The sequence below is a fragment of the Pseudomonas sp. NPDC089395 genome (assembly GCF_044749525.1).
GTDB lineage: Bacteria > Pseudomonadota > Gammaproteobacteria > Pseudomonadales > Pseudomonadaceae > Aquipseudomonas.
Genome location: NZ_JBIVID010000004.1, coordinates 416,155 through 428,829 on the forward strand (window position 1 = coordinate 416,155; position 12,675 = coordinate 428,829).

The 12,675-nt window shown below is 61.0% G+C and carries 11 protein-coding genes; 2 read left to right on the forward strand and 9 right to left on the reverse strand.

The genetic code is table 11. From position 1 onward, the window contains the following. Nucleotides 1–22: 22 nt before the first annotated feature. The 9 genes from ACIPZG_RS12720 to ACIPZG_RS12760 form a co-directional block, all read right to left on the reverse strand. Nucleotides 23–1,972 (reverse strand): DUF4105 domain-containing protein, encoded by a 1,950-nt coding sequence (locus tag ACIPZG_RS12720; protein ID WP_400714060.1) that lies wholly within the window; start codon nucleotides 1,970–1,972, stop codon nucleotides 23–25. Nucleotides 1,973–1,977: 5 nt separating this feature from the next. Further along, nucleotides 1,978–2,298, reverse strand: coding sequence for a DUF2388 domain-containing protein (locus ACIPZG_RS12725; RefSeq protein ID WP_400638516.1), 321 nt, complete (start codon nucleotides 2,296–2,298; stop codon nucleotides 1,978–1,980). Between the two features lie 188 nt (nucleotides 2,299–2,486). Further along, nucleotides 2,487–2,804 carry a DUF2388 domain-containing protein gene (locus tag ACIPZG_RS12730; protein WP_400714063.1) on the reverse strand — a complete coding sequence of 106 codons (318 nt, stop codon included), beginning with the start codon at nucleotides 2,802–2,804 and terminating at the stop codon, nucleotides 2,487–2,489. 304 nt (nucleotides 2,805–3,108) lie between these two features. Then, the gene (locus tag ACIPZG_RS12735; protein ID WP_008097407.1) at nucleotides 3,109–3,324 is read right to left on the reverse strand and encodes a DUF1127 domain-containing protein; all 216 of its coding nucleotides are present in this window, start codon (nucleotides 3,322–3,324) and stop codon (nucleotides 3,109–3,111) included. A gap of 388 nt (nucleotides 3,325–3,712) precedes the next feature. Continuing rightward, a complete protein-coding gene (locus tag ACIPZG_RS12740) occupies nucleotides 3,713–5,206 on the reverse strand; it encodes an acetyl-CoA hydrolase/transferase family protein (protein ID WP_008097409.1) in 1,494 nt (497 codons plus the stop codon). Between the two features lie 184 nt (nucleotides 5,207–5,390). Then, nucleotides 5,391–6,827 (reverse strand): NAD(P)(+) transhydrogenase (Re/Si-specific) subunit beta, encoded by a 1,437-nt coding sequence (locus tag ACIPZG_RS12745; RefSeq protein WP_008097411.1) that lies wholly within the window; start codon nucleotides 6,825–6,827, stop codon nucleotides 5,391–5,393. A 2-nt stretch (nucleotides 6,828–6,829) separates the two neighbouring features. Next, a complete protein-coding gene (locus ACIPZG_RS12750; RefSeq protein WP_008097413.1) occupies nucleotides 6,830–7,144 on the reverse strand; it encodes an NAD(P) transhydrogenase subunit alpha in 315 nt (104 codons plus the stop codon). Nucleotides 7,145–7,155: 11 nt separating this feature from the next. After that, nucleotides 7,156–8,277: a Re/Si-specific NAD(P)(+) transhydrogenase subunit alpha gene (locus ACIPZG_RS12755; protein ID WP_400714066.1), complete on the reverse strand. Its 1,122-nt coding sequence runs from the start codon at nucleotides 8,275–8,277 to the stop codon at nucleotides 7,156–7,158. Between the two features lie 419 nt (nucleotides 8,278–8,696). Continuing rightward, nucleotides 8,697–9,614 carry a LysR family transcriptional regulator gene (locus ACIPZG_RS12760; RefSeq protein ID WP_400714069.1) on the reverse strand — a complete coding sequence of 306 codons (918 nt, stop codon included), beginning with the start codon at nucleotides 9,612–9,614 and terminating at the stop codon, nucleotides 8,697–8,699. A gap of 161 nt (nucleotides 9,615–9,775) precedes the next feature. On the opposite strand from ACIPZG_RS12760, the gene ACIPZG_RS12765 reads away from it, so the two are divergent. After that, the gene (locus ACIPZG_RS12765) at nucleotides 9,776–10,957 is read left to right on the forward strand and encodes an acyl-CoA dehydrogenase (protein WP_400714072.1); all 1,182 of its coding nucleotides are present in this window, start codon (nucleotides 9,776–9,778) and stop codon (nucleotides 10,955–10,957) included. 14 nt (nucleotides 10,958–10,971) lie between these two features. Continuing rightward, entirely contained in the window at nucleotides 10,972–12,192 is a 1,221-nt protein-coding gene (locus tag ACIPZG_RS12770) for a CaiB/BaiF CoA transferase family protein (RefSeq protein WP_400714075.1), read from the forward strand. Nucleotides 12,193–12,675: the final 483 nt, after the last annotated feature.

The window sequence follows — 12,675 nt, forward strand, 5'->3', positions numbered from 1 at the left end:
GGCGATAGGGCCCGTGCAGGCGCTACGGCAACTGCAGGCCCCCGGCAGCCTTGTGCAGCGCCCGCAAATGCTCACCGATCTCCTTCACATTGGCCTCGACCGCAGCAATCTCCCTGGCCCGCGAAGGATCCAGCAGCGCCCGCACTTCCTTGTCCAGGTCGGTACTCAAGCGCAACAGCTGCGCCTGCCGCTCACTGCTGACCTTCTCCAGATGCTTGCGCTCAGCCGGCTGTGGCAGGCCATAGCCCTTGGCATCGAGCAACTCCGCCGGGCGACTGAGGAAGCCACTGTTGGCGAGCATCTGCTGAAGGGTCTGGTTGGCCTTGTTCATGCTGCCATCCTTGAGCTCGATGGCATTCAGGTAGCGCTGCTTCACTTCGTCCTGGGCCAGCAACAATTGCTTGCGCAGGCTGGCCTGCTCCAGTAGCAGCAACGCGGCGCTGGTACGCAAATTGGCCTGGGCGAACCACGTGCGGCGCCGCTCGGCATCCAGCTCCAGCCAGTCTTCTACCTTGTCCTGCTTGATCGGCAACTGCTGCTTCAGTACCTCGAACATGGCCTGGTAGCGGTCACGGTAGGAGTCGAAGCGGTAGCCGAGACGCAAGGCTTCGCGTGGGTTGTCGAGCACGCTGGTGTCGGCCAGTCCCCTGCCCTTGAGCACCTCAAGCAAGCCATTGGGCATGATGCTGTCGAGGTCGGTCAGGCGTGGATTGGCGGTGCCGGTGCGCAGCAGCTTCAACGATTCAACTGCACAATTGTTGGACAGGAAGTAGTAGTTGCCGTCGTAGCCCCAATGTATCTCGGCGGCCTGGCGCACGAGGCTCTCGACCTCCTTGCGGTCGAGCTTCAACGGTACCGATGCCAGGCTGCGCAGTTCGGTCTTGGTGTACTCGTCGATCACTTGGTTGAGGGGGAGCACGAACAGCCGCGACGGGTAGGCACCGACCAGGCCACCCCAGCTGGAAAGTTGTACGTCGTTGACAAAGGCACGGTACGACAGCACCAGGTGCTGATCGAGGTCCAGGCGGCAGTCCGGTCCGCGTGGGCGGCCAGGCTTGCAGATGACCAGGCGCAGCATGCTGTGCCCCCAGCGGCTGACCCAGTTCTGGTTGGCTTCGGCCAGCAGGTAGTCGACTTCATAGACCCGATCCGGGTCGATCTCGCCCAATGGCTGGCGGGCAAAATCGTTGCCGGCGTTCAGAAATGGCAGGCCTTTTTCGCAACTGTCCTGCTGTGGGCCCCAGCCAAAATGATCACGGAAATACTGGTTGAGTGCGGGGCGCCGGCAGGCATAGCTCGGGTCGAGGAGAAAATACTCCATGTTGACCGCGATGAATTCCTTGGGGCTGCTCAGCTCATAGCTGTCCGGGCTGCGAGCGAGTTGGCCATTGTGCTGCTCGCGTTCGCCTCGGCGGCCGACGTATTGCTGCCATCCCGCCAGGTCGAGCAAGCGTGGGTCGTCACTGAGGGTAAAGCGGCGTTCGGCCTGGCCGCGGCATTCTTCGGTCAGGCCGACCTTGCCCAAAGTGCCCTGCTGGCGTTTGCAACGGGTGATCAGCAAGCGCTCAGGACTGGGCCAAAGGCGCGCGCGGTCGTAGATGTGGGTGAGCTCATGCAGCACGGTGGCCAGCAATTCCTGGCGAACCGTACCGTGTGGCCGGTGGGTGCTTTCATGGGCGGCGCTGCCGTCCGCAAGGCCGGGAAGCAGGCGACGATTGAGTTCCAGGGTCGAGACCAGGGAAGCCTGGCCGTAGGCATCGGCCGGCATGTTGTCAGTCCAGCTGACCTGGATGCGCCGGTCCAGTTGCTGCTTGAAGCGTAGCGGTAGCTTGCCCAGTGCTTCATCCAGCAAGTCCTGGCTGGCACGGACTTGCTGCGGGTCGAGGCCGGAGGCCTGCAGTTCAAGCTGCAGGTCGGCCAGGGCGGGCGTACCCAGCAGCGTCAGGAGGCAGCCGAGCAGCCAGGTACGCATGCCAGTCACAGTGCGAGGATGGCTTCGGCCAGTACCTGGTCGCTGGCGCCGCGCGCTTCGGGTACGCGCTCGCGCAGGGTGTCGAAGGCCGCCTCCAGTTGGGCGCCACGGATATCCCCGTTGCTGGCGACGAAGCTGGCGGCATCGTCATGGGCTGCGCGCACCACTTTGGAGTCGCGGATCGACGTGGTGGTATCGGACGTGAAATCGATCGAGCGACCAAAGGCACGCACGATGATGTTGCTGGTGGCCACCAAGGTCTGCGCCTGGGCCAGGTCGGCCAGCAACAGCATGCCGAGGGTCGCGGCGATCAGCGGTTTACGCATGGAGCATCTCCGAAAATACAGGGAGTCAGGTGTAGTCGTTGGACGGGAATTGTTCGTGCCAGTTCAAGGTCGCCGACGAATGCGGCAACAGCTAATGCATGGGCTTGTTTGCGGCCCGGACGGGACGGCGCGAAGACTAAGACGAAAGCGCCGGCCTGAGCCAGCGCATTCGTCTTGCAGCCTGTGTATCAGATGGCCAGGATGGCCTGAGCCAGCTGTGCATCGCTGGCTTGCAGTGTCGGCATGCTCGAGCGGATGTGCATGAAGGCGCTTTCCAGCTTGGCACCGCGAATGGCGCCTTGGCTGCCGACGAAGCTGGCGGCGTCGTCGCGGGCGGCCTGGACGATCTTGTCGTCACGGAACGAGGAGGTCAGGTCGGAGGTTGCATCGGTGGACGCAGCGAAGGCACGTACTACGGTATCGGTCGTGACGACGAAGCTGGTGGCGTTGGCGGTGCCGGCCAGGCCAAGCAGCAGGGCGGCGCCAATCAGGTATTTGCGGGACATGGTCTTGGACTCCTGGGAAGGGTCGGGTGAATCTGCAAGATCAGACGTTCACACGGTTCGTTACTGCACTTGGGCAACTGGCTTCAACCAGGCTGCTAAGCCAAGCGTATCACGTGGCGAGATTTTCAGAGGGTAACCAACGTCACGGAAATTGACTGTGCTGGTCATTATTGCAGATATAAGAAACTGTACCTATCTGGCTTTCGAACGGTCTAGCACGCGCTTCGGCCAATAAAAAACCCGCTGCAGCGTCCTGCAACGGGTTCGGGAATTCGCGGTGCCAGCCGTAGCCGGCGAACCGGGCTTAGCGCCAGAACGGCTTGCTGAGCTCTTCGTAACGCTGCGACTCGCTGATACCGGCGTCGGCCAGCAGACGGGCGTCCAGGCGAGCCAGTTGACGGCGGCTAGCCATGCGGCGCTGCCACAGCAGCAGGGTCGACAGGGCGCGCAGCGGCATCGAGGCGTTGGATTGTTTGGCGGTGCTTTCGAAAACCAGACCGGAACTGAGGGTACGTTCCATGATGTTTCATCCTTCCGCTTGTGGCGGGATTAGGTAGTGATTTAACTGGTGCCCATGATCCTCCTCTGTTGTCCATAACAGTAGATACAGTTTTGTTGAAAGACGATAGCTCAGTTAACTGTGTAACCCTACTGTTGCACTCGAAATTGGCGCAACTGTACTGGTCCGCACTGTTGTGGTGCGTTTAAGGATGGCGAGGGGGTTTTGGAGGGAGTGGACTGGAGAGGATACCAGTACAGTAGAACAGTTTTTTCAGACTGCGGGGTGAGAGGTGTTTGACTGTGCTGGCCTCATCGCCGGCAAGCCGGCTCCCACAGGTACCGCGCTGACCTTGAGGGCAGCGCATTACGGTGTGGGAGCCGGCTTGCCGGCGATGGGTCTACGCGGATCAGCTAGCGAGCATGCGCCCGCATTCTTCCAGGTTCTCGTGCCAGCTCAGCGCTTCGCGCAGGATGTGCGGCGTGTGGCCGCCACGCTGGCAGGCGCGTTCGAAGTAGTCATTCAAGGCTGCGCGATAGTCTGGGTGAACACAGTTATCGATGATCGCCCGTGCCCGCTCGCGAGGCGCCAGGCCGCGCAGGTCGGCCAGGCCCTGCTCGGTGACCAGGATATCCACGTCATGCTCGGTATGGTCGACATGGCTGACCATCGGCACCACGCTGGAAATTGCACCGCCCTTGGCGATCGACTTGGTGACGAACACCGCCAGGTGTGCGTTGCGGGCGAAGTCGCCCGAGCCACCGATGCCGTTCATCATCCGGGTACCGCAGACGTGCGTGGAGTTGACGTTGCCGTAGATATCGAACTCCAACGCCGTGTTGATGCCGATGATGCCCAGGCGGCGCACGACTTCAGGGTGGTTGGAGATTTCTTGCGGGCGCAGTACCAGCTTGTCTTTGTAACGCTCCAGGTTACCGAACACATCGGCATTGCGGCGCGTCGACAGGGTGATGGAGCTGCCCGAGGCGAAGCTCAGCTTGCCGGCGTCGATCAGGTCGAAGGTCGAGTCCTGCAGTACTTCGGAGTACATGGTCAGGTCTTCGAAAGGCGAATCGATCAGGCCGCACATCACGGCGTTGGCGATGCTGCCGATACCAGCCTGCAGTGGGCCGAGCTTGTTGGTCATGCGGCCAGCGTCCACTTCGCTCTTGAGGAAGTTGATCAGGTGATCGGCGATGCCCTGGGTTTCGTCATCCGGCGGCAGCACGGTGGACGGCGAGTCCGGTTGGTCGCTGATGACGATACCCACGATCTTGGCCGGGTCGATCGGGATGGCGGTGCTGCCGATGCGGTCATCGACTTTCACCAGCGGGATCGGTGTGCGGGTCGGGCGGTAAGTCGGGATATAGATGTCGTGCAAGCCTTCGAGGTTGGCGTTGTGCGACAGGTTGATCTCGACGATCACTTGCTTGGCGAAGATGGCGAAGCTGGCCGAGTTGCCCACCGAGGTAGTCGGCACGATGTGACCGTCTTCGGTGATGGCCACGGCTTCGATGACCGCGATGTCCGGCAGCTTGAGCTGTTGGTTACGCAGTTGCTCGACGGTTTCCGACAGGTGCTGGTCGATGAACATCACCTGACCGTCGTTGATGGCCTTGCGCAGGGTGCTGTCGACCTGGAACGGCATGCGACGCGCCAGCACACCGGCTTCGGTCAGCTGCTTGTCGAGGTCGTTGCCCAGGCTGGCGCCTGTCATCAGGCTGATTTTCAGAGGCGACTGCTTGGCGCGTTCGGCCAGGGCATGCGGCACAGCCTTGGCTTCGCCGGCGCGGGTGAAACCGCTCATGCCGACGGTCATGCCGTCCTCGATCAGGCCGGCGGCATCAGCCGCACTCATTACCTTGCTGTGCAGGGAGGACAAGCGGATACGATCACGGTACATGGATTGTTATCTCGGGCTACTGAGGCTACTGCAGCGCAGTCTAGAGATTTCGCCCGTCGCCGTCCCACGACCATGGTCGTATGAGAAGCCCGGAAATAGAGCCGTTGATCTGGATCAATGAAATGAAAAACCCCGGGGAATTTCCGCCGGGGTTTTTATATCGCAACGTTTACTACGAAAGGTCTTACTCCACCGCTTTGACCATATCCTCGATGACCTTCTTCGCGTCACCGAACACCATCATGGTCTTGTCCAGGTAGAACAGTTCGTTGTCCAGGCCGGCATAGCCGCTGGCCATGGAGCGCTTGTTGACGATGATGGTCTTGGCCTTGAACGCTTCAAGGATCGGCATGCCGGCGATGGGCGACTTCGGATCGTTCTTCGCCGCCGGGTTGACCACGTCGTTGGCGCCCAGCACCAGCACCACGTCGGCCTGGCCGAACTCGGCGTTGATGTCTTCCATCTCGAACACCTGGTCATAAGGCACTTCGGCTTCGGCCAGCAGTACGTTCATGTGCCCGGGCATGCGTCCTGCCACCGGGTGGATCGCATACTTCACGGTGACGCCGTTGTGGATCAGCTTCTCGGTCAGCTCCTTGAGCGCGTGCTGGGCGCGGGCCACCGCCAGGCCGTAGCCGGGCACGATGATCACGCTGTCGGCGTTGCTCAGCAGGAAGGTGGCGTCATCGGCAGAGCCGGATTTCACCGGGCGCTGCTCTTTCGAACCTTGTGCCGCGCCGGCATCGACATCGCCGCCGAAGCCGCCGAGGATGACGTTGAAGAACGAGCGGTTCATCGCCTTGCACATGATGTACGAGAGGATCGCACCGCTGGAGCCCACCAGGGAGCCGGCAATGATCAGCATCGAGTTGTTCAGCGAGAAGCCGATACCGGCCGCCGCCCAGCCCGAGTAGCTGTTGAGCATCGACACCACCACCGGCATGTCGGCGCCACCGATCGGGATGATGATCAGCACGCCCATGACGAAGGCCAGGGCCAGCATCAGGGTGAAGGCGCTGTAATGGCCGGTGAAAGTGAACAGCAGGCCCAGGGCGATGGTGGTCAGGCCGAGGATCAGGTTCAGCTTGTGCTGGCCGGTGAACTGTACGGGTGCCCCTTGGAACAGGCGGAACTTGTACTTGCCCGACAGCTTGCCGAAGGCGATCACGGAGCCTGAGAAGGTGATGGCACCAATGGCCGCGCCGAGGAACAGTTCCAGGCGGTTGCCGGTGGGGATCGGATCGCTGATGGCTGCGACGATGCCCATCGACTGGGGTTCGAGCACGGCGGCAATGGCGATGAACACCGCGGCCAGGCCGATCATGCTGTGCATGAAGGCGACCAGCTCAGGCATCTTGGTCATCTCGACGCGCTTGGCCATGATCGAACCGGCGGTACCACCGACCAGCAGGCCGACGATCACATAGCCGATGCCAGCAGTACCCAGCTCAGCGCCCAGCTTATAAATGAGGCCGACAGTGGTGAGGATGGCGATCCCCATGCCGATCATGCCGTACAGGTTGCCGCGCCGCGAGGTGGTCGGGTGCGACAGGCCCTTGAGCGCCTGGATGAAGCACACCGAGGCGACGAGGTAGAGGAGCGTTACCAGATTCATGCTCATGCTTACTTCTGCGCCTCGTTCTTGGTTTTCTTCTTGAACATCTCAAGCATGCGGCGGGTGACCAGGAAGCCACCGAACACGTTGACCGCGGCCAGGGCCACCGCCAGGGTGCCCATCACCTTGCCGGCCGGGGTCACGGTCAGGGCGGCAGCCAGCATGGCGCCGACGATGACGATCGCCGAGATGGCGTTGGTGACCGCCATCAGCGGTGTGTGCAGTGCCGGGGTCACGTTCCAGACCACGTGGTAGCCCACATAAATGGCCAACACGAAAATGATCAGGTTGTAGATGCCATGGGAAATCAGCATGTCTTCCATTGTCGTGCTCCTTAGCCGTTCTTGCGGACGACTTGACCGTCACGGCACATGAGGCAGGCCGCGACGATATCGTCTTCGAGGTTGATGACCAGTGCGCCGTCCTTGTCGAACAGCAGCTTCATGAAGTCCAGCAGGTTGCGTGCATACAGCGCCGAAGCATCCGCCCCTACCTGAGCTGGCAGGTTGGTCGGGCCGAGGATGGTCACGCCGTTTTCCACGACCACCTGATCGGCCACGGTCAGCGGGCAGTTGCCACCTTGGGCGGCGGCCAGGTCGACGACCACCGAGCCGGGCTTCATCTGTGCCACGGTTTCGGCGCTGAGCAGGGTCGGCGCCTTGCGGCCCGGAATCAGCGCCGTGGTGATGACGATATCGGCCTGCTTGGCGCGCTCGTGCACGGCCTGGGCCTGACGTTGCATCCAGCTGGCTGGCATTGGGCGGGCATAGCCGCCTACACCTTGGGCGCACTCGCGTTCCTCATCGGTTTCGTAAGGCACGTCGATGAACTTGGCGCCGAGCGACTCGATCTGCTCCTTCACCGCCGGGCGCACGTCCGAGGCCTCGATCACCGCCCCCATGCGTTTGGCCGTGGCGATGGCCTGCAGGCCGGCAACGCCTGCGCCGAGGATCAGCACACGGGCGGCCTTAACGGTGCCGGCGGCTGTCATCAGCATGGGCATGAAGCGCGGGTAGTAGTGGGTCGCCAGCAATACGGCCTTGTAGCCCGCAATGTTGGCCTGCGACGACAGCACGTCCAGGCTCTGGGCCCGCGATGTTCGCGGTGCAGCTTCCAGGGCGAAGGCGGTGATGCCGTGCTCGGCCATCTTGCCGATCAGCTCGCTGTTGAAGGGGTTGAGCATGCCTACCAGGAGGCTGCCGCTGTTGATCTGGGCCAGCTCCTGGTCGTTGGGCGCGACCACTTTCAGAACCAGTTGGGCACCGTAGGCATCGGCTGCGCTTCCAAGGGAAGCGCCCACGGCCTCATAGGCACTGTCCGGAATGCTGGCGTTCAGGCCTGCCCCCCGTTGGACGGTGACCTGATGGCCCTGGCCAATCAGTTTCTTGATGGTTTCGGGGGTCGCAGCGACCCTTGTCTCACCGGTCTGCGTCTCGAGAGGAACACCAATGTGCACGACTATTTCTCCTGCGGTGACCTTTTTGTCTTTATAAAAGCCCGCGCACTTCGGGTGGTGCGCAGGGTTGGCTGTTGAGCGCCAGCCCGCCGAATCCTGGGCGGGCCGAGCATTTTGCAGACGAACCCAGGGGCCTTCAACCGGTTATGGAGCGAAACGAAGTCAAAACTACAAGTCACCCTGTGACCGTATGTCGCAACAATCGGGTAGCAGCCCGTCAAACATGGGCCATTGGCAGATTAGGGGTTTTTTTGAAATTTTTTGCGATGATTTCGCGGATGAGCTCGCGAGTGTCGTAAAACCCTCTGAAAGCCGCGTGTTTAGCGGCTTTGTTGGGGTTTTTCGATTCACCTGAACAGTTTGCGTCTATGCGACAAAAACGTATATCTGTAGGTGTTTAAAATAATTGACTACATTGGTCAGGCAGGTACTTCGCCTTTGTGCGCAGCGATGTAGCCGCGTGCCTGCTCCGCCAGCCAATCGCGGAAGGCGCGCAGCGAAGCCGATTCCACCTTGCGTTCGGGAATCATCAGATAGTAGGCCTTGTCGCTGGACAGTGCGTGCCTGTTAGCGACCACCAGCCTGCCCTCCTCCAGCTCGCGTTGGATCAGGAACGGTGGAATCAGGGCTACCCCCATCTCGTGCATCGCGGCCTGGGCAAGCATGGAGAATAGTTCATAACGTGGCCCTGTCATGTCGCCGGCGACATTCATGCCCTGGCTATTGAACCACTGGCGCCAGGCATAAGGCCGGGTGGTCTGCTGCAACAGCGGCAGGCTGGCAATACGTCTGGCATCGAGCATGCCCTCCCCGTCCAGCAGCGCCGGGCTGCAGACCGGCAGCGGGTTTTCGCCCATCAGGCGCTGGGACTGGGTGCCGGACCAGTCGGCATCACCGAAATAGATGGCGGCGTCGAAGGGTGTATCGGCGAACAGGAAAGGTCGGGTGCGGTTGGTCAGGTTGACGGTGACTTCCGGGTGGTGGTGCTGGAAGTCTTTGAGCCGCGGCAGTAGCCAGCGCGTGCCGAAGGTCGGCACTACCGCCAGTTCGATCACGTTGGCGCCCTGCTGGCGCATCACCGACAAGGTATCGCGCTCCACCGCATCGAGCTGCGCAGCGACCTGGCGGCTGTATGACAGGCCGGCCTCGGTCAGTTTCACGCCACGCCGTGAGCGCCGGAACAGTTCCACGTTGAGAAAGCCCTCCAGGCCGCCAATCTGCCGACAGACGGCGCCTTGCGTCAGGGCCAGTTCCTGGGCGGCCTTGGTGAAGCTCTCGTGGCGTGCGGCCGCCTCGAAGCAGATGAGCGCGGTGGTGCTGGGGATCTTGCGGCGCATGTACGTCAACCTCACTCGTGGTGTCGTAAATACTGGGTTTTCTCAGCTTTCGGAGTGACAAAATATCACTAATACGTGCGCATTCCTCGTTTGTCCCGACGCCCGAACAGGCCTAGGATCAATGGCACAAGAACATGCTCCCTATTACGAGGATTTCGCTCATGGCCGGTAAAGCAAGCTTCAACTGGATCGACCCGCTGCTGCTCGATCAGCAGCTCACTGAAGAAGAGCGCATGGTGCGTGACAGCGCTTATCAGTTCGCCCAGGACAAGCTGGCACCGCGAGTGCTGGAAGCTTTCCGCCACGAGCAGACCGACCCTGCAATCTTCCGCGAGATGGGCGAAGTCGGCCTGCTGGGCGCCACCATTCCTGAGCAGTACGGTGGCAGCGGGCTGAACTATGTGTGCTACGGCCTGATCGCCCGTGAAGTGGAGCGTATCGACTCGGGCTACCGCTCGATGATGAGTGTGCAGTCTTCGCTGGTGATGGTGCCGATCAACGAGTTTGGTACCGAGGCGCAGAAGCAGAAATACCTGCCCAGGCTCGCCAGCGGCGAGTGGATCGGCTGCTTCGGTCTGACCGAGCCTAACCATGGTTCCGACCCGGGTTCGATGATTACCCGCGCCAAGAAGGTCGATGGCGGTTACCGCCTCAGCGGCAGCAAGATGTGGATCACCAACAGCCCTATTGCTGATGTGTTCGTGGTCTGGGCCAAGGATGACGCTGGCGACATCCGCGGCTTCGTGCTGGAAAAGGGCTGGCAAGGCCTCAGTGCCCCGGCCATTCATGGCAAGGTCGGCCTGCGTGCTTCTATTACCGGCGAGATCGTCATGGACAATGTGTTCGTCCCTGAAGAGAACATCTTCCCCGAGGTGCGCGGTCTGAAGGGGCCTTTCACCTGCCTGAACTCGGCCCGCTATGGCATCTCCTGGGGCGCCTTGGGTGCGGCTGAAGCCTGCTGGCACACCGCGCGTCAGTACACCCTGGACCGTCAGCAGTTCGGCCGTCCACTGGCAGCCAACCAGCTGATCCAGAAGAAGCTGGCAGACATGCAGACCGAAATCACCCTGGCCCTGCAAGGGTGCTTGCGCCTGGGGCGCATGAAGGACGAAGGCACTGCAGCCGTTGAGATCACTTCGATCATGAAGCGCAACTCCTGCGGCAAGGCGCTGGATATCGCGCGCATGGCCCGTGACATGCTGGGCGGCAATGGTATCTCCGACGAGTTCGGCGTCGCTCGCCACCTGGTCAACCTTGAGGTGGTCAACACTTATGAGGGTACCCATGACGTGCATGCGCTGATCCTGGGTCGTGCGCAAACCGGCATCCAGGCCTTCTACTAATAAGGAGCCCGTCCATGGGAGCGCTATCACATCTGCGGGTGCTTGATCTCTCTCGTGTGCTGGCGGGACCTTGGTCTGGCCAGATCCTGGCTGACCTGGGCGCCGACGTGATCAAGGTCGAGCGCCCAGGCAATGGCGACGATACCCGTTCATGGGGGCCGCCCTTCCTTAAGGATGAACAAGGCGAGAACACCAGCGAGGCGGCTTACTACCTGTCCGCCAACCGCAACAAGCGTTCTGTGACGATCGACTTCACCCAGCCAGAAGGCCAGCGCCTGGTGCGCGAGCTGGCGGCCAAGTCGGATATCGTTATCGAGAACTTCAAGGTTGGCGGTTTGGCGGCCTATGGGTTGGACTACCAGAGTCTGAAGGCGGTCAATCCGAAGCTTATCTATTGCTCCATCACCGGTTTCGGGCAGACAGGGCCGTATGCCAAGCGTGCCGGGTATGACTTCATGATCCAGGGCCTGGGCGGGCTGATGAGCCTGACCGGGCGCCCGGATGGTGAAGAGGGTGCGGGCCCGGTGAAGGTGGGGGTGGCACTTACCGATATCCTCACGGGGCTGTACTCCACCGTGGCGATCCTGGCCGCCCTCGCTCATCGTGATCAAGCTGGCGTTGGCCAGCATATCGATATGGCGCTGCTCGATGTGCAGGTAGCTTGCCTGGCCAACCAGGCGATGAATTACCTGACCACGGGGAGTCCGCCTCGTCGGCTTGGTAATGCCCATCCTAATATTGTCCCGTACCAGGACTTCCCGACGGCGGATGGCAACTTCATTCTCACCGTGGGCAACGATGGCCAGTTCCGCAAGTTCGCTGAAGTGGCCGGGCAGCCGCAGTGGGCGGACGACCCGCGCTTCGCCACTAACAAGCAGCGGGTGGCCAATCGCGCCGAGCTGATTCCGTTGATTCGCCAGGCTACGGTTTTCAAGACCACGGCTGAGTGGGTGCAGCAGCTTGAGGCTGCTGGGGTGCCTTGCGGGCCGATCAATGATCTGGCGCAGATGTTCCAGGACCCACAGGTGCTGGCGCGTGAGCTGGCGGTAAGCCTGCCGCATGCCCTAGCTGGAAGTGTGCCGCAAGTGGCCAGCCCGATTCGGTTGTCGGAGACTCCGGTCGAGTATCGGCATGCGCCACCTTTGTTGGGTGAGCACACCGAGCGGGTGTTGGTCGATGTGCTGGGGCTGGATACCGAAGCCGTGCAGCGCTTGCGCGGTGCTGGTGTGCTGTGACGCTACTATTAGATGTAAAGCGGGGAGGCCGTCAGGCCTCCCCGCTTCGCTTTTTCAGCGATATTGAAGTTTCTTGGAATTAAGCCTTGACGGGCTCTCGAATCCCCTTATAATGCGCCCCACTTCCAGCGTAGTCGGAACGAAAAACTCCTTGAAATTCAAAGAGTTAATCGAGCCAAGTAATGCTGGAAGTGCTTCGATCGAATGATCGATAGCGGTTGAAAAGGTGGTTGACAGTGCTTCTAAACGCTGTATGATTCGCCTCCCGCTACGAGAGATCGCAGCGAGCCAAGTGTTTGAAGCTAAACGAGTTTCTCGCAAAAAACTTCAAAATAAACGCTTGACAGGCTCTGAGGAAAGCGTAGAATGCGCACCTCGGTTGAGACGGAAAGCTCTTAACCAAACGCTCTTTAACAAATCGAATCAAGCAATTCGTGTGGGTGCTTGTGAGTACGGACTGATAGTCACAAAGATTATCAGCAT